Here is a 16,773-nt window from a genome sequence, read left to right on the forward strand (position 1 = left end):
GGGAGTCTCCATGCGTTTAGGCCCAACGAAAACAATAGAGCTTTTCGTTGGGCCTATCAATGGGCCTAAAAGGTTCGGATTTAATTAGTTCTCTTCGGACTACGCGGGACAAATTGAGGGTACAAAAAAGCCCGCAGGGCTTGCGCCGTGCGGGCTCTTAGGACTTCATCGGATGACTCTGGTAATCACCGATGGAGAATTTTGGTGGAGCTGGCGGGAGTTGAACCCGCGTCCGAAATTCCTACATCCTCGGTACTACATGCTTAGTCAGTCTTTACATTCGCCTGGCACCTGCGGACGGACACGCCACTACCAAACTAGCCTGATTAGTTTTAACGCTTCAACCCCAGGCAGGGCATCCACGCGATCTCTTTTGGGTTTGACCTCTCTTTGATCCCCGTCTTAAGAGCGGAAGCTAGGGAGAGAGGGCTCAGAGCAGGTTATTAAGCTGCTAAAGCGTAGTTTTCGTCGTTTGCGACTATTTTTTGCGGCTTTTTACGAGGCCAACCGCCCCTCGGCATGCACCTTGGGTTTCGCAAATCCCGTCGAATCCAGAATCAGCCCCAATGTGTTACGTTAAGTATAACAGAGTTGTGACACGCGTGACCAGCCCCCGATTTTCCTTATCTTCAAGGATTTACCGCTCATTTCGCGTGATGGAACGATTTGCTTAAATAGCCAGCAACGAAAGCGGTGTTATCAGGGAACGTTTAGCGGCCTGCATTCTTCATGATGCGGGCTTTATCCAGTTGCCACTCACGCTCTTTCAGGTCTGAGCGTTTATCATGCTGTTTCTTACCTTTTGCAACGCCGATTTTCACTTTGCACCAGGCGTTCTTCCAGTACAGTGAAAGCGCGACGACGGTATAACCTTCACGATTGACGCGTCCGTACAGGGAGTCGAGTTCGCGTTGGTTCAGTAGCAGTTTACGGGTGCGAGTGGGGTCGCACACGACGTGCGTTGAGGCGACGGCCATTGGCGTAAAGTTTGCGCCGAACAGGTACGCTTCGCCATCCCTGAGAAGGACATAGCTATCGCTAATATTTGCTTTGCCCGCGCGCAGGGATTTAACTTCCCAACCTTGCAGGGCGAGTCCAGCTTCGAACTCTTCTTCAATAAAGTATTCGTGTCGGGCGCGCTTATTCAACGCAATAGTGGCTGAGCCAGGTTTGTGTGCTTTTTTCTTCGTCATAATGCCGCTCAGTATAGGTAATCTGAAATCGAAAAACACCCCATTTCATCCTGCGGGGGATAAGGCGTTATCTTAGCATGAACCTGCGTAGGCCCTGTTGAGGTATAGCGTTTTTTTTACCTGGGGATAAATGGTATTATTTGTTCGATTTATGTTGATGGAAATTGCTATGCCTCAGATTAGCCGGACCGCTTTAGTCCCTTATAGCGCGGAACAGATGTATAAGTTAGTGAATGATGTTCAGTCCTACCCTCAGTTTTTGCCGGGATGCGTCGGCAGCCGTGTGCTGGAATCGACGCCGGGTCAGATGACGGCGGCCGTGGATGTGTCTAAGGCAGGGATCAGCAAAACATTCACGACACGTAACCAGTTGACGAATAACCAGAGCATCCTGATGCATCTGGTCGATGGCCCTTTCAAAAAATTGATTGGCGGGTGGAAATTTACGCCGCTCAGCCAGGAAGCGTGCCGCATCGAGTTCCACCTCGATTTTGAGTTCACCAACAAGTTAATTGAACTGGCGTTTGGCCGCGTCTTTAAAGAGCTGGCTTCTAATATGGTGCAGGCGTTTACCGTTCGGGCCAAAGAGGTTTACAGTGTCGGCTAAAATTGTCGTCGAAGTGGCGTATGCGCTGCCCGAGAAACAGTATTTACAGCGTGTGACGTTGCAGGAAGGCGCGACGGTTGAAGAAGCGATTCGTGCTTCCGGTTTGCTGGAACTGCGCACCGATATCGATCTCGCTAAAAACAAAGTCGGTATCTATAGCCGCCCGACAAAACTTGCCGACGTGGTTCATGACGGCGATCGGGTAGAGATCTATCGACCGCTGATTGCCGATCCGAAAGAGTTGCGCAGGCAGCGAGCGGAGAAATCGGCAAATAAATAATCATGGATGCCTGAACGCTTATCAGGCCTACATTCTTTCGGCAAAGCGGGTTCAGGTTCGTCAATAATTAAAAAAGGTGCCAATGGCACCTTTTTTAACACCAGAAAACAATCTTACTTGTTGTCGGTCAACGCTGGCTTATTGTCGATGTTGGTCAACACGCCGTTGCTGTTAAAGGTCAGCGTTAAGGTTTGTTGCGTTACGCCTTCATGACCCGGTTGCTGACGGAACACATAGAACCATGTGTTAGTGCCAAAAGGATCGGACATCATCGGTGTACCCAAAGCATAAGCAACCTGCTGTTGCGTCATACCGACGCGCACTTTGGCGACATCGTTAGCGGTCAGATAGTTCCCCTGGTTGATGTCAGGGCGGTAAACCACTCGCTCCAGAGTGGAACAGCCTGCGGTCAACATCAGTAGTACTGCTGCGGCAGCAGTCAGCGTTTTACAGCGCATAGTGATTTGATTCCTTTTCGGGCCCGAGCAGTACGCGGCTCATATGTAATATGCCGATGATAATAGACCTTTCACCACTTTAAAACCTTTTGGTGTCGGGTCTTACGGCGATTTTGTTTTGTACTCAGACCTTAAAGGGTCAAAAAAGTTTACGCAGCCAACAGTTCTTTCGCATTTGCGAGGGTATTACGCGTCACTTCGCTGCCGCCAAGTAAACGAGCCAGCTCCTGTAATCGCGAGCGTTTATCCAGCGGCTGCATATGCGTTTCGGTCATGGCGCCGTCCGTTTCTTTGCTGACAAAGAAGTGCTGATGACCACAACCGGCAACTTGCGGAAGGTGGGTGACGCACATTACCTGAGTCGACTCACCTAACTGGCGCAGCAGTTTACCGACAACGGCCGCAGTAGGGCCGCTGATACCGACATCGACTTCATCGAAAATGAGCGCCGGGGTTTCCATTTTACGGGCGGTAATGACCTGGATTGCCAGCGCGATACGGGACAGTTCGCCCCCGGAAGCGACCTTTGCGATTGGCTGCAATGGCTGACCCGGGTTTGTGGTGACTTTAAACTCTACGCGGTCGGCACCGTCGCTGCTCAGATGATGCTCATCAAATTTTACATCAATAGTGAACCGGCCATGTGGCATCGACAGCGCATGCATGCTTTCGGTGATCAACTGCCCCAGTTCCTGCGCGTCATGCTGACGCTGAGTATGCAGCGCTTTTGCCGTTTCCAGCGCCTGCTGGCGATGTTTGTTCACCGCCAGCGTCAGGGTTTCCAGTGAGTCGGCCTGATCGTCAAGCTGCTGCTGTTCTTCGAGCAGTGACTGATAAAACTGCGGCAGCGCTTCCGGGCTGACGTGATGTTTACGCGCCAGTGAAATCTGCTTAGAAATGCGCTGCTCAAGTTCGAACAGGCGATTGGGGTCTAAATCCAGACGGTCGCAATAGTGACGCAGTTCGTCGCTGGCCTCAGTTATCTGGATTGTGGCCTCCTCCAGCATATCCAGAATGCCAGACAGTTTGCTGTCCATGCCCGTCAGTTCGGTGACTAACTGTTTTGCCGTGTACAGCTGGCTTTGCAGATTGACGTCTTCGCCATCAGCAAGCAACGTCAGCGCATTCTGGCTGGTCGTCAGCAACTGGCCGCTGTTTGCCAGTCGTTTATATTCTTCATCAATTTGCTCAAACTCACCGGGCTGCGGGTTAAATTCGTTCAGTTCTTTCAACTGATATTGCAGCAGCTCCATACGTGCGGCGCGTTCCTGGCTTTGCTGTTGATGATGCGCCAGATCGCGGCAGCTTTGATGCCACAGTTGATAGCGTGAGGACATTTCCTGAATCAGAAGCGCTTCGTTGGCGTAGCCGTCGAGCAGGGATTTTTGATGTTCAGACTTGGTCAGTAGCTGATGCGCATGCTGGCCGTGAATTTGAATGAGCAACTGGCCCAGTTCCCGTAACTGGGAGAGAGGCACGGCGGTGCCGTTGATGAAGCCGCGGGAGCGACCGTCGCTGCTAATGACGCGGCGAAGTAAGCACTCACGCCCTTCTTCCAGTTGGTTTTCTTCCAGCCAGCGCAGCGCTGCTGGCGTATCTTTCAGTGAGAAGCGGGCGCACAGGTCTGCGCGGGTTGCTCCCACCCGCACCATGTCGGCGTCTGCACGGCCACCCAGACACAAGCCGAGCGCATCAATCGCAATAGACTTACCCGCGCCGGTTTCACCGGTAATGACGGTCATTCCGCTCTGGAAATCGATCTCAAGTTCACGAACGATAGCAAAATTGCTGATGGTCAGTTGTGCCAACATAGCTGTTTTCCTGTATGAAAAACCATAACTGTAATTACATACAGTATAAACTGGTTTTTTATACAGTAAAGAGGGCGGCGTTAAATTAGAATAATTTTTTTGACCAGCCTAGTTTTGTGCTTAATGTGTTGAAATAACTGTAATCTTTAGGATGTATCAGGTTCAGATGGTAGTCACAACGGCGGATCAATACATCTTCGCCTTCCTGTATGGGCAGGGCAATCTGACTGTCGCAACTGATTTCGAGGTCGCTACGGCGGTGTGAGAAACGCAAACGAATCGTGCTGCTGCCGTTAATGACCAACGGGCGTGCGGATAGGGTGTGCGGGAACATCGGCACCAGCGTGATGGCGTCCAGCGACGGCGTCAGAATGGGGCCGCCCGCCGAGAGTGAATAGGCGGTGGAACCGGTCGGCGTAGAGATGATCAGGCCATCGGAACGCTGAGAAAAGGCGAAGGTTTCGTCGATATATACTTCAAATTCAATCATGTGCGCCACTTTTCCCGGGTGCAGCACGACTTCATTGATGGCGGTACTGATGCGTTTCTGGCAGTTTTGCTGGCAGACCTGAGCTTCCAGTAAAAAACGTTTCTCGGCGATATAATGGCCTTCCAGTACATCTGCGAGTTGTTGCAGGGCGTTGTCCGGGTCAAGGTCGGTCAGGAAGCCGAGATTGCCACGGTTAATGCCGATCACTTTGATGTCATAGCGCGCCAGCGTGCGCGCCGCGCCGAGCATATTGCCATCCCCGCCGACAACGACGGCGAGATCCGCCAGTTGACCAATTTCCGCCAGCGTGCCGGTTTTTACATTTTTCAGCTGTAATTCGTGGGCGATCTGCTGCTCCACGATGACCTCGTAACCTTTTGTGCATAGCCAGCGGTAGAGCATTTCATGTGTCGTCAGTGCAGTGGGGTGACGTGGATGTCCCACAATGCCAATACACTTGAAATGATTGTTCATTTTCTCGAGGTCCTTGTAGCGAAGATTGATGACAATGTGAGTGCTTCCCTTGAAACCCTGAATCTGATCCCCATAATAAGCGAAGTTAGCGAGATGAATGCGAAAAAAAACGCGGAGAAATTCATGAGTAGTAAAGAACAGAAAACGCCTGAGGGGCAAGCCCCGGAAGAAATTATCATGGATCAGCACGAAGAAGTTGAGGCGGTTGAATCAGACGCTTCTGCTGAGCAGGTGGATCCGCGCGATGAAAAAATTGCGAATCTGGAAGCGCAGCTTGCTGAAGCCCAGAATCGCGAACGTGACAGCGTGTTACGTATCAAAGCGGAAATGGAAAACCTGCGTCGTCGTACCGAGCTGGACGTAGAAAAGGCGCATAAGTTCGCGCTGGAAAAATTCGTCAATGAGCTGTTGCCGGTTATCGATAGCCTGGATCGTGCGCTGGAAGTGGCGGATAAAGCGAATCCAGATATGGCGTCAATGGTCGAAGGCATTGAGCTGACGCTGAAATCCATGCTGGATGTCGTGCGTAAGTTCGGCGTAGAGGTGATTGCTGACACCAACGTACCGCTGGATCCGAACGTGCATCAGGCGATTGCGATGGTGGAGTCTGAGGATGTTACCCCGGGTAACGTGCTGGGCATTATGCAGAAAGGCTATACGCTGAACGGTCGTACTATTCGCGCGGCGATGGTAACGGTGGCGAAGGCGAAGGCGTAATTTGCCATCCGTAGTGCCGGGTGGCGGCGTTCGCCGTACCCGGCCTACAGCATTACTCTGAGATACTCTCCCGCAACGGTTTCACCGGCAAGACTTTAACCTGCTTAATCATATTGTCCTGGACGTCGAGAATATCGATATCGTACTGGCCAATGCGCACGCGCGTTCCGGCGATGGGGATCTCTTCCAGCGCTTCCAGAATCACGCCGTTTACCGTCCGCGCATCGTCTTCCGGCAGGTGCCAGTTAAAGGCTTTGTTGATTTCCCGCACGTTGGCGCTGCCGTCGATAATCACTGAACCGTCATTCTGCGGCGTGACCTCTTCCGCCAGCGTTGGCGACATCGAGGTAGTGAAGTCGCCGACAATCTCTTCCAGAATATCTTCGACCGTCACCAGCCCCTGAATATCCCCGTATTCGTTGACCACCAGCCCGACTTTCTTTTTATTACGCTGAAATTTTACCAGCTGCGTGCTGAGCGGCGTGCCTTCCGGGATGAAGTAGATCTCATCGGCGGCGCGCAGCATGGTCTCTTTAGTGAACTCTTTTTTCTCGGACATTAACCGCCAGGCTTCGCGCACGCGCAGCATGCTGATGGCGTCATCCAGCGAGTCGCGGTAAAGCACAATGCGCCCGTGCGGCGAGTGAGAAAGCTGGCGGACGATCGATTTCCAGTCGTCATTGATATCAATGCCGATAATTTCGTTGCGCGGCACCATGATGTCATCCACGCTGACCTTTTCCAGATCCAGCACTGAGAGCAGCATGTCCTGGTTGCGGCGGGAGATTTGCGAGCGGGATTCATTCACGAGCGTGCGCAGTTCGTCTTTACTCAGAGAGCCGCTGATGACGATATCCGTTTTAATGCCCATCATGCGCATCAGCAGCCGGGTAATGGTGTTAAGCAACCAGACCAGCGGCATCATCAGCACCTGCAAAGGCGCCAGCAGAAAACTGCTGGGGTAGGCCACTTTTTCCGGGTACAGCGCGGCGATGGTTTTCGGCAGCACTTCCGCAAATACGAGGACGACAAACGTCAGTACGCCGGTGGCAATTGCCACGCCCGCATCGCCGTACAGGCGCATACCGACGATGGTGCCGATGGCTGAGGCGAGAATATTGACCAGGTTATTACCAATCAGAACCAGGCTTATCAGTCGGTCCGGCTTGCGCAGTAGTTTTTCCACGCGCTTTGCCGGACGGTTGCCCTGTTTTGCCAGGTGGCGAAGACGATAGCGGTTCAGCGTCATCATGCCGGTTTCGGAACCGGAAAAATAGGCTGAAATAACCACCATGATGATCAGTGTGACGATCAGCGTGGTAGTGGAGATATGTTCCAGGGGGTGCTCCTTTAAGACTTAGCTTACAAACTGCTGCAATACGCGGCTGCCGAAATAGGCCAGCGTCAGAATGCCTGCGCCCGCGACGTTAAACCATACGACCCGACGTCCGCGCCAGCCTTCGTGGTAATGTCCCCACAACAGAACAATATAGACAAACCATGCCACGATAGAGAGAACGGCTTTGTCGATATTTTCCATGCTGAACAGGTTATGCATGTAAAACAGGCCAGTACACAGCGTGAGCGTCAGCAGCACCACGCCAATCTGCGTGATGTGAAACATTTTGCGCTCAATGCTCATCAGCGGGGGCATTTCATTACTGAACGCCAGCTTTTTGTTTTTGAGCTGATAGTCGATCCATGCCAGCTGCAACGCATACAGTGCGGCAATGATCAATGTGGCGTAAGCGAACAGCGACAGGCCGATGTGTATCATCATACCTGGCGTGGCTTCGAGGTGGGTGATGTACTCGTTCGGCATGAACGTGGCGAAGGCCAGGTTAATTAACGCAAAGGCGTAGACAACAGGCAGCAGCAGCCAGCCGCGATTGCGTGAAGCGACAATTGTCATGACGGTACAAATCATCAGGCTGACCAGCGAACCGACGTTCAGCAGGCTCAGGTTTTGACCGCTTTCGCCGCCGGGCAGGATTCGGGCTTCCAGCGCAAAAGCATGGCACACCAGCGCGATGACCGCAGAAAGGATAGCCATACGCCGCCAGCCGCTATTTTTTTGCAGCAAAGCAGGAACGATCAGCGCGAGGCTGATGGAATAGGCGACAAGAGCGAGTAAAGCAAAAACGGGCATAGGAGTGTCGACAGTTGGCCAGTGAGAGAGAAGCAGTATAGCGTTACGTGACCGCTGCTCCAACCGTTGCATAACAACAAAGGCGGCTTCATGTTATACTGCGACAAAATTCTGTATATGTGTCGCGCTAGCGACCAACCGTTTCCACCCCAGGCGAGAGACAATGTTTGATAATTTAACCGATCGTTTGTCGCGCACGCTGCGCAATATCAGTGGCCGTGGACGCCTTACTGAAGACAACGTTAAAGAGACGCTGCGCGAAGTGCGCATGGCGCTGCTGGAGGCTGACGTTGCGCTTCCTGTAGTGCGAGAGTTTATCAATCGCGTAAAAGAGAAAGCGGTTGGTCATGAAGTTAACAAGAGCCTGACGCCGGGGCAGGAGTTCGTCAAGATTGTGCGCAACGAACTGGTTGCGGCGATGGGCGAAGAGAACCAGACCCTGAATCTGGCCGCACAGCCGCCAGCCGTTGTGCTGATGGCGGGCTTGCAGGGCGCCGGTAAAACCACCAGCGTCGGTAAGCTGGGTAAATTCCTGCGCGAGAAGCACAAGAAGAAAGTGCTGGTCGTCTCTGCCGACGTTTATCGCCCGGCGGCGATCAAACAGCTGGAAACCCTGGCGCAGCAGGTTGACGTCGATTTCTTCCCGTCTGACGTCGGTCAGAAGCCGGTTGATATCGTCAATGCCGCGCTGAAAGAAGCGAAACTCAAATTCTACGACGTGCTGCTGGTGGATACCGCCGGTCGCCTGCACGTCGATGAAGCGATGATGGACGAAATCAAACAGGTCCACGCTTCTATTAATCCGGTAGAGACCCTGTTTGTGGTCGATGCGATGACCGGTCAGGATGCCGCGAATACCGCGAAAGCGTTTAACGAAGCGCTGCCGTTGACCGGTGTGGTGCTGACGAAAGTCGACGGTGACGCCCGTGGCGGTGCCGCGCTCTCTATTCGTCATATCACCGGCAAGCCGATTAAATTCCTCGGCGTTGGCGAGAAAACCGAAGCGCTGGAGCCGTTCCACCCGGATCGTATCGCGTCCCGTATTCTCGGCATGGGCGACGTGCTGTCGCTGATCGAAGATATTGAAAGCAAAGTTGACCGCGCGCAGGCTGAGAAATTAGCCAGCAAACTGAAAAAAGGCGACGGCTTTGATCTGAACGATTTCCTCGAACAGCTCAACCAGATGAAAAACATGGGCGGTATGGCGAGCCTGATGGGCAAGCTGCCGGGCATGGGCCAGATTCCTGACAACGTGAAATCGCAGATGGATGACAAGGTGCTGGTGCGGATGGAGGCGATCATCAACTCGATGACGCTGAAAGAGCGCGCGAAGCCAGAAATCATCAAAGGTTCCCGTAAACGCCGTATCGCAGCCGGTTGTGGCATGCAGGTACAGGACGTTAACCGTCTTCTGAAACAGTTCGACGACATGCAGCGCATGATGAAGAAAATGAAGAAAGGCGGGATGGCGAAGATGATGCGTGGCATGAAGGGTATGATGCCGCCAGGCTTCCCGGGTCGTTAATCAGCCTGGCTTGTTTGCCATTTCGGCACCGGGGTGTGCTCGCCATCCTCACGTACTGCGTGTACGCTCCGGTGGCTGCGCGCACGCCGGCACCGAACTGCCTGCACCGCCGACGGCCTTTTATAGCAGAGTTATCAACTGCTGATTGCATTTTCCCCAGAAATCAGTAAAATTTTCGGGCTTTTAATATGACACCCGGGCTCCGTTCCTCGATGGGGCCTGGGTGTTTTATTCACACAAGAGGATGTTATGGTTACTATTCGTTTAGCTCGTCACGGCGCTAAAAAGCGTCCGTTCTACCAGGTTGTTGTTACCGACAGCCGTAATGCACGCAACGGTCGCTTCATTGAGCGCGTTGGCTTCTTCAACCCGATCGCCAGCGAAAAAGAAGAAGGCACCCGCCTGGATCTGGATCGCATCGCTCACTGGGTTGGCCAGGGCGCGACTATTTCTGATCGCGTTGCAGCGCTGATCAAAGCAGCAAACAAAGCAGCTTAATCTGTCACGGTGGTCATGATGAGCAAGCAACTCACTGCGCAAGCGCCCGTTGAACCCATCGTTTTGGGGAAAATGGGGTCGTCTTACGGTATTCGTGGGTGGCTCAGAGTGTTTTCTTCCACCGAAGACGCCGAAAGCATTTTTGACTATCAGCCCTGGTTTATCCAGAAGGCGGGTCAGTGGCAGCAAGTACAGCTGGAAAGCTGGAAGCACCACAATCAGGATCTGATCATCAAGCTGAAAGGCGTTGACGATCGTGATTCGGCGAATCTACTGACCAATTGCGAAATTGTCGTGGATTCCTCGCAGTTGCCAGCGCTGGAGGATGGTTCTTACTACTGGAAAGACCTTATGGGCTGCCAGGTAGTGACCACTGAAGGCTACGATCTCGGTAAAGTCGTCGATATGATGGAAACCGGTTCGAATGACGTCATCGTCATCAAGGCAAACCTGAAAGATGCGTTTGGTATCAAGGAACGTCTTGTGCCGTTCCTCGATGGGCAGGTTATCAAGAAAGTCGATCTCGCTACTCGTACTATCGAAGTAGATTGGGATCCTGGTTTTTAAACCACCGGATAAACGGTAAAAGTCGGCGTTATGGGGATTGGCTTGTGTTTATAGGTATCGTTAGCCTGTTTCCTGAAATGTTCCGCGCAATTACCGATTACGGGGTAACTGGCCGGGCAGTAAAAAATGGCCTGCTGAGCATCCAGAGCTGGAGTCCTCGTGACTTCACGCATGACCGGCACCGTACCGTGGACGATCGTCCCTACGGCGGCGGACCGGGGATGTTAATGATGGTGCAACCCTTGCGGGACGCCATTCATGCAGCAAAAAGCGCGGCGGGTGAAGGCGCTAAGGTGATCTATCTGTCACCTCAGGGACGCAAGCTTGATCAAGCGGGCGTCAGCGAACTGGCAACGAATCAGAAACTGATTCTGGTGTGTGGTCGCTACGAAGGAATAGATGAGCGCGTGATTCAAACCGAAATTGACGAAGAATGGTCAATCGGCGATTACGTACTCAGTGGTGGTGAGTTACCAGCAATGACGCTGATTGACTCCGTTTCCCGGTTCATTCCGGGGGTTCTGGGTCATGAGGCTTCGGCAATCGAAGATTCCTTTGCCGACGGATTACTGGACTGTCCACACTATACTCGACCTGAAGTGTTGGAAGGGATGGAAGTACCGGCAGTATTGCTGTCAGGAAACCATGCTGAGATACGTCGCTGGCGTTTGAAACAGTCGCTGGGCCGAACCTGGCTTAGAAGACCTGAACTTCTGGAAAACCTGGCTCTGACTGAAGAGCAAGCAAGGTTGCTGGCGGAGTTCAAAACGGAACACGCACAACAGCAACATAAACATGATGGGCTGGTCTGAGACCCCCAAATATCAGTTTACCCAGGATAAGAGATTAAATTATGAGCAACATTATTAAGCAACTTGAACAAGAGCAGATGAAGCAGGACGTACCTTCCTTCCGTCCGGGTGATACCGTGGAAGTGAAAGTATGGGTTGTTGAAGGTTCCAAAAAACGTCTGCAGGCATTCGAGGGCGTGGTTATCGCTATTCGTAACCGCGGTCTGCACTCTGCATTCACTGTTCGTAAAATTTCCAACGGCGAAGGCGTTGAGCGTGTCTTCCAGACTCACTCTCCGGTAGTTGACAGCATTGCTGTTAAACGTCGTGGTGCCGTTCGTAAAGCTAAACTGTACTACCTGCGTGAGCGTACTGGTAAGGCTGCTCGTATTAAAGAGCGTCTTAACTAAGATATCGCTCAGGCGACATCCTGTAAGAAAGGGCTGGCCAGTTGGCTGGCCCTTTTTTTATCATCGTGAAGCTCACAACGTTAACCATTAGTTCATAAATCATTTACAATGCCCGTTCGTTACGGGAGGGGCAGTGGTTATCGGTACATTTCGTCAGCCTGCGTATCAACGCAACGCGACATGGCTCGCGATGTTTGCGATCCTGCTGATCGTGGTGGCGCCGCTTATCTCCGTCTCGTTGCAAAAAGATCCCATGAGCGCCATGCCTGGTATGCATCATGACATGAGCATGATGGCTGAACATGTTGGACATCATGGGCAGTCTTCATCAATGCCGATGCCTGTCGATCACGGTGAAGCGTGCGGGTATTGCGTCCTCCTGACCCATGTTCCTGGCCTGATACTGGCGCTGGTCATCCTGTTGTCCGGGATGCTGCTCAGACAAAAGCTGACGCCGCCACGCCCGGTTGTTAAACACTGGCATTTCTTCCCCTGGCTTTATCCCGATACGCGCGCGCCGCCGCGCAGGTCTGCTGTTTCCTGAATCTAACAATACGTTTGTGCGCATAAGCGTCACGACACATGTGTGCTTTCTCTGAGGAAAAGTATGACGACCTGCACTCCGCGCGCGGCATGGATAACCCTGCTGCGACGTTTTCATTTCTACACAGGTCTGTTTGTCGGGCCATTTATCTTTGTAGCGGCCTTAACTGGTACGCTCTACGTTGCGACGCCGCAACTGGAAGAGGCGCTCTATGCACCGGCGCTACAGGGCACAGAGCAAGGAGAGCGGCAACCGCTGGCGGCGCAAATCGCCGTTGCCCAACAGGTGACGGGAGGGCATTTACGACTGCATGCCGTTCGTCCCGCTCTTGAAGAGGGCGCAACGACGCGGGTGATGTTTGCCGACCCCGGACTTGCCGCTTCTGAGAACCGGGCGATTTTCATCGATCCAGTGACGCTGGCGGTGAAAGGCGATATGACGGTCTATGGCACCAGTGGCATTTTGCCCCTGCGTCAGTGGATTGATTATGCTCACCGCTCTTTGCTATTGGGGGATATCGGGCGAATTTACAGCGAGCTGGCGGCCTCCTGGATGTGGGTTGCGGCGACTGGCGGCATCATGCTCTGGTATTTCACCCGACCAAAACGTCGGCTGAATAATCGGGTGCAAAATAACCGGCGTTTACACGTAATGCTGGGGTGGTTATTGCTGGCGGGGATGCTGCTGTTCTCGGCAACCGGTTTAACCTGGTCCCAGTGGGCCGGAGGCAACGTGGATAAAATGCGTGCGGCTTTTGGCTGGCTGACGCCGCAGGTGAATACGCAGCTTTATGGCGACGAACACCCTGTTGATGAACATGCCGATCATCATGCCGGGCAGGAAATGCCGGTTATGCATATGGATGTCAGCCAGTTTGATGCGGTTCTGCATATGGCGCAGGCGGCGGGAATTGATGCTAAAAAGCTGGAGATTCGTCCGGCCAAAGATGCGCAACATGGCTGGACGGTAACTGAAATTGATCGTCGCTGGCCGACACAGGTTGATGCGGTATCAGTAGACGCCGCAACCCTGCATGTTATCGACCGGACGCATTTTGCTGACTTTCCGCTTATGGCAAAGCTGACGCGCTGGGGCGTCGATTTCCATATGGGCATACTGTTTGGTCTGCCAAATCAGTTACTGCTGATCGCCTTTGGCATTGGGCTTTGCCTGATGATTATTATCGGCTACCGTCTGTGGTGGATTCGCCGACCGGCCAGGTCAGGCGTTAACCCGGCGCAAACGCTGATGCAGTGTTGGCTTACGTTAGGTTGGCCGGGAAGGTGCGGGGTTCTGGTGCTGGCTGCCGCCCTGGGGATGGCGATGCCGGTGCTGGGAGGCAGTCTGCTGGTATTTATCGTTATCGACTGGCTGCGCTGGTTCAGCACGTCTCGCGCCACCCTTGCACAGCCAGTTGACTAACATTACGGCGTGCTGATGACGACGGCAACGCGGCGGTTTTCAGCACGACCTTTCGCGCTCTGATTGCTGGCGACCGGGTGTTTTTTACCTAAACCCTGCGTCGTCAGATTGCTACGAGGGATGTTGGCGCCTTCGGCCCAGGCGTCAGCAACCACATTGGCGCGCTTGAGCGACAATGCCTCGTTATAACTGTCTTCGCCGTAGTTGTCAGTATGGCCATCCATACGGGCATGTTTCAGCCCGGTGGCTGCCAGCCTGGAGGCCATCTCACGGATTTGCTGCTGGCTTTCCGGGCGTAACTTATAGTCGTTTTTATCAAATAAAATGTTGTCAGACAGCCCCAGAGACCAGTCGCCTGCTGATTCAGTAAATCCATAGGATTTCATTGCCGCAACTTGTTCGGGCGTAAATTTCCCCTGCGGCGTCTGGCAACCCGCCAGAATCAACGCTATCAGAATGATCGGGGAGAAAAGTCGCTTTAGCATATATCTATTCCTGTTATTTAATTGAACGTTCAGAACGCTGATGTTTGGCCTGATACATATTACGATCGGCCAACTCTTGTAATTTTTCTGCGGAAGCATGTTCCCACGTCAGCGCGAAACCAATACTCAGCGTCATACTCGCCAGATGCCCGTTATGCAGATCAAAAGGGCGATTAAATTCTTGCGATAATGCCGAACAAATGCGTTTAACTTCGTACTCCGAATGCACGTTGTAAAGCACCATGGCGAATTCATCTCCGCCAAGTCGATATGGCTGGTGGTGATTGCCGCCAAACTCCGCCAGTCGCCGGGCGACCTCGATCAAAACGCGATCTCCTGCGGCATGCCCCCATGTATCGTTAATGAATTTGAAATTATCGCCGTCCAGAAATAGCAGCGCCGAACAGCTACGGGCGGAGCTGTCGTTCATCAACTCGGTTATGCTGTTACGAAAGGCGGCACGATTAGCAAGACCAGTAAGGGGGTCGTGCAGCGCGGTACGCAAAAGCTGGGCGTTTTTAGCCTGTAGCCGCAGTTGCCACTCTTCCATCTCATCCAGCAGGCTGTTGAAATCCTGGGCAAAAAGATGGAACTCTTCAATGCGTTCCTCAGAAACGCGACGTGAAAAGTTACGGTTCGTGCGTACATCATGTACCACATCGGTGATGTTTTGCAGCGCGTCCACCACGCCATTATGCAAATAACGCGTGAGCATTAACGCAATGCCGGATGCGAGCAAAATACACCCGGTAAGAACCGCCAGCGAGAGCCAGATAAAATGACCAATCAAGCTGTCACGCGCGGTCAGGCAGACCTCGCCGATAATTTTGCCATTGTGCCAGACGGGCTGAGTCACCGGCAGCGGGAAAAGCCACTGGCTGATCAGGCCATTGAGCTTATCGTCCGACGCTTGTGCGTCATAATACCAGGAGGCGATTACCTTCTGGTTTTTATCGCGGACCTCTGCGGCCGAGAACTGCCCCTGGCGCCCCAGCGCGGCCAGCGTTTCTGTCGCGGCGACGCCATCGGAAAACACCAATGCGGCCTCAAGACTATGGGTCATTGTCGCGGCAGTCAGATCCAGATTTTTTTGCGCATATTGTTTCAGCGTCAGGACAGAGGCGACGCAAAGCAGCAGCCAGATCAGCAACATGGTGACCAGTACGCTGATCATGTTGATCCGGCGTAATGTACGCTTAAAGGTCGGGCGCGTTGTAGGGAAAAAATCCTTATCCATGCTTTTGATTCCGTGCAAGCATCAATACGTCGGGGTTCACTCTTACGCCACTGCGTGACAGGGAATCCAGATTTACGGAAAATCTGACTTCATCATTGTTTATGATCAGACAAAATGCGCTGCCAATAATGCATTCAGTATTTTGTTCGGCAATTAATAACAATGCCTTAGACGGATATTTATTCGTTAATTCTACCTGATACGCCGGAGATTCACTGCCGAAATAAAAGCCATCGCAACGGGCTGTCAGAGCTTCCTGCTCCGTGCGGATGATGACGGGCAGATAAGGTAATGACCTGGCGCTGTTGTCGTTCAGCACATCGGCAAAACGAGACGAGGCGAAAATACATAGCCGTGGAGGGCCAGATAATGCAGGCCAGCGTGTATAGCTGACGATACCGGAAACGATTGAGCGTACAGATTTCGCTTCTTCTGTGATGCCCTGAGCATACAGTGGTAATCCTGCCAGTAATAGCGTTAGCAGGAGTATGAGTCGGTGAGAAAAGCTCATAAACAGGTGCCCACCAGCGTCAGTCAAAAAGCATCAAAATACATCCGTGATTGTTTGCAGCAAAATAACATTATTTTGCCTGTCAGTCATTACACCATGCCGATTAATGGTATTTCCTTAAGTTAAATCCCATACTTATTTATTGGTAAGGTCTTAATTAATTTAGCCGCATTGAGCGAACACCTTCGTCTGCGCCTTTTTGCCAGGCATCATGCAATTGACGGGCGTTTTCAACCGTGTCGCAACTGGCGGGAAATGTTTTCCCGGCCAGTCCTCGGGCGTGGACAAAGTTTAACTGGCAGGTTTTTCGCTGGCCTTCGGCGTAGCCCTTAAGATATTGCGTTCGCTCCACGTCAGGATCGTTCCAGGCGTCAGCTAGTGTTTCGTTATCTTTGACGGCAACGCCTGAAATCGCATCTTCGATACCGGCGCTATACCAGTCGGTCGCGGTCCAGGTGGGAGCATGCGTGTAAGGATCGATCTGACATCCGCTGATGAATAAAACAAATAAGGCGCCTGCGAAACGCTTCATTGCCTGTTCTCCTGTGTTTTTCAAAGCATAGTGGATTCGCAAATATAATGGTGTAAATTTTTATGTACGATT

Annotated in this window: 20 protein-coding genes and 1 other RNA gene; 10 read left to right on the forward strand and 11 right to left on the reverse strand. The window is 52.5% G+C overall.

Annotated elements, in window-relative coordinates; translation table 11 throughout:
• Positions 1-202: 202 nt before the first annotated feature.
• Positions 203-565, reverse strand: a transfer-messenger RNA (tmRNA) gene (gene ssrA, locus FD428_RS05445).
• Positions 566-710: 145 nt separating this feature from the next.
• The gene (gene smpB / locus FD428_RS05450) at positions 711-1,193 is read right to left on the reverse strand and encodes an SsrA-binding protein SmpB (protein WP_012134708.1); all 483 of its coding nucleotides are present in this window, start codon (positions 1,191-1,193) and stop codon (positions 711-713) included.
• A 169-nt stretch (positions 1,194-1,362) separates the two neighbouring features.
• Between smpB and ratA the strand changes: the two genes are divergently transcribed.
• Both ratA and FD428_RS05460 read left to right on the forward strand, forming a co-directional pair.
• The gene (ratA, locus tag FD428_RS05455; RefSeq protein WP_024130854.1) at positions 1,363-1,800 is read left to right on the forward strand and encodes a type II toxin-antitoxin system toxin RatA; all 438 of its coding nucleotides are present in this window, start codon (positions 1,363-1,365) and stop codon (positions 1,798-1,800) included.
• Complete coding sequence (locus FD428_RS05460) at positions 1,790-2,080, forward strand: RnfH family protein (RefSeq protein ID WP_012134706.1); 291 nt, start codon at positions 1,790-1,792, stop codon at positions 2,078-2,080. The genes ratA and FD428_RS05460 overlap by 11 nt, the downstream gene beginning before the upstream one ends.
• A gap of 113 nt (positions 2,081-2,193) precedes the next feature.
• Here the strand turns inward: FD428_RS05460 and bamE are convergent, their stop codons facing one another.
• From bamE to nadK, 3 genes are all read right to left on the reverse strand, one after another.
• Positions 2,194-2,538: an outer membrane protein assembly factor BamE gene (gene bamE, locus FD428_RS05465; protein WP_012134705.1), complete on the reverse strand. Its 345-nt coding sequence runs from the start codon at positions 2,536-2,538 to the stop codon at positions 2,194-2,196.
• Positions 2,539-2,687: 149 nt separating this feature from the next.
• Complete coding sequence (gene recN / locus FD428_RS05470) at positions 2,688-4,349, reverse strand: DNA repair protein RecN (RefSeq protein WP_049011866.1); 1,662 nt, start codon at positions 4,347-4,349, stop codon at positions 2,688-2,690.
• A gap of 85 nt (positions 4,350-4,434) precedes the next feature.
• Complete coding sequence (nadK, locus tag FD428_RS05475; RefSeq protein ID WP_024130853.1) at positions 4,435-5,313, reverse strand: NAD(+) kinase; 879 nt, start codon at positions 5,311-5,313, stop codon at positions 4,435-4,437.
• Between the two features lie 123 nt (positions 5,314-5,436).
• Here nadK and grpE point away from each other — a divergent pair, with 123 nt between their 5' ends.
• The gene (gene grpE, locus FD428_RS05480; protein WP_024130852.1) at positions 5,437-6,030 is read left to right on the forward strand and encodes a nucleotide exchange factor GrpE; all 594 of its coding nucleotides are present in this window, start codon (positions 5,437-5,439) and stop codon (positions 6,028-6,030) included.
• Positions 6,031-6,082: 52 nt separating this feature from the next.
• Here the strand turns inward: grpE and FD428_RS05485 are convergent, their stop codons facing one another.
• A complete protein-coding gene (locus FD428_RS05485; protein WP_047461874.1) occupies positions 6,083-7,369 on the reverse strand; it encodes an HlyC/CorC family transporter in 1,287 nt (428 codons plus the stop codon).
• Between the two features lie 18 nt (positions 7,370-7,387).
• A complete protein-coding gene (locus FD428_RS05490) occupies positions 7,388-8,179 on the reverse strand; it encodes an inner membrane protein YpjD (protein WP_114848789.1) in 792 nt (263 codons plus the stop codon).
• A 163-nt stretch (positions 8,180-8,342) separates the two neighbouring features.
• Here FD428_RS05490 and ffh point away from each other — a divergent pair, with 163 nt between their 5' ends.
• The 7 genes from ffh to FD428_RS05525 all read left to right on the forward strand — a co-directional run bounded on the left by ffh (position 8,343) and on the right by FD428_RS05525 (position 13,936).
• The gene (gene ffh, locus FD428_RS05495) at positions 8,343-9,704 is read left to right on the forward strand and encodes a signal recognition particle protein (protein ID WP_012134699.1); all 1,362 of its coding nucleotides are present in this window, start codon (positions 8,343-8,345) and stop codon (positions 9,702-9,704) included.
• Positions 9,705-9,953: 249 nt separating this feature from the next.
• Positions 9,954-10,202 (forward strand): 30S ribosomal protein S16, encoded by a 249-nt coding sequence (gene rpsP / locus FD428_RS05500; RefSeq protein WP_012134698.1) that lies wholly within the window; start codon positions 9,954-9,956, stop codon positions 10,200-10,202.
• Positions 10,203-10,220: 18 nt separating this feature from the next.
• Entirely contained in the window at positions 10,221-10,769 is a 549-nt protein-coding gene (rimM, locus tag FD428_RS05505; RefSeq protein WP_024130851.1) for a ribosome maturation factor RimM, read from the forward strand.
• A gap of 44 nt (positions 10,770-10,813) precedes the next feature.
• Entirely contained in the window at positions 10,814-11,581 is a 768-nt protein-coding gene (trmD, locus tag FD428_RS05510; RefSeq protein ID WP_024130850.1) for a tRNA (guanosine(37)-N1)-methyltransferase TrmD, read from the forward strand.
• Between the two features lie 41 nt (positions 11,582-11,622).
• Positions 11,623-11,970, forward strand: coding sequence for a 50S ribosomal protein L19 (gene rplS / locus FD428_RS05515; protein ID WP_012134695.1), 348 nt, complete (start codon positions 11,623-11,625; stop codon positions 11,968-11,970).
• Positions 11,971-12,160: 190 nt separating this feature from the next.
• The gene (locus FD428_RS05520; protein WP_112002527.1) at positions 12,161-12,514 is read left to right on the forward strand and encodes a DUF2946 domain-containing protein; all 354 of its coding nucleotides are present in this window, start codon (positions 12,161-12,163) and stop codon (positions 12,512-12,514) included.
• A 63-nt stretch (positions 12,515-12,577) separates the two neighbouring features.
• Entirely contained in the window at positions 12,578-13,936 is a 1,359-nt protein-coding gene (locus FD428_RS05525; protein WP_114848790.1) for a PepSY domain-containing protein, read from the forward strand.
• A 2-nt stretch (positions 13,937-13,938) separates the two neighbouring features.
• On the opposite strand, the gene FD428_RS05530 is transcribed toward FD428_RS05525, so the two are convergent.
• The 4 genes from FD428_RS05530 to FD428_RS05545 all read right to left on the reverse strand — a co-directional run bounded on the left by FD428_RS05530 (position 13,939) and on the right by FD428_RS05545 (position 16,701).
• Positions 13,939-14,421, reverse strand: a complete 483-nt coding sequence (locus FD428_RS05530) for an OmpA family protein (protein WP_058667979.1) — start codon at positions 14,419-14,421, stop codon at positions 13,939-13,941.
• A 13-nt stretch (positions 14,422-14,434) separates the two neighbouring features.
• The gene (gene dgcN / locus FD428_RS05535) at positions 14,435-15,658 is read right to left on the reverse strand and encodes a diguanylate cyclase DgcN (protein ID WP_012134690.1); all 1,224 of its coding nucleotides are present in this window, start codon (positions 15,656-15,658) and stop codon (positions 14,435-14,437) included.
• Entirely contained in the window at positions 15,651-16,169 is a 519-nt protein-coding gene (locus tag FD428_RS05540; RefSeq protein WP_047461885.1) for a YfiR family protein, read from the reverse strand. Before FD428_RS05540 ends, dgcN begins: the two co-directional genes overlap by 8 nt.
• Before the next feature lie 157 nt (positions 16,170-16,326).
• Positions 16,327-16,701 (reverse strand): DUF2799 domain-containing protein, encoded by a 375-nt coding sequence (locus FD428_RS05545; RefSeq protein ID WP_047461887.1) that lies wholly within the window; start codon positions 16,699-16,701, stop codon positions 16,327-16,329.
• Between the last annotated feature and the right edge of the window lie 72 nt (positions 16,702-16,773).

The sequence above is a fragment of the Citrobacter sp. TBCP-5362 genome, assembly GCF_005406305.1.
Lineage (GTDB): Bacteria > Pseudomonadota > Gammaproteobacteria > Enterobacterales > Enterobacteriaceae > Citrobacter_B > Citrobacter_B koseri.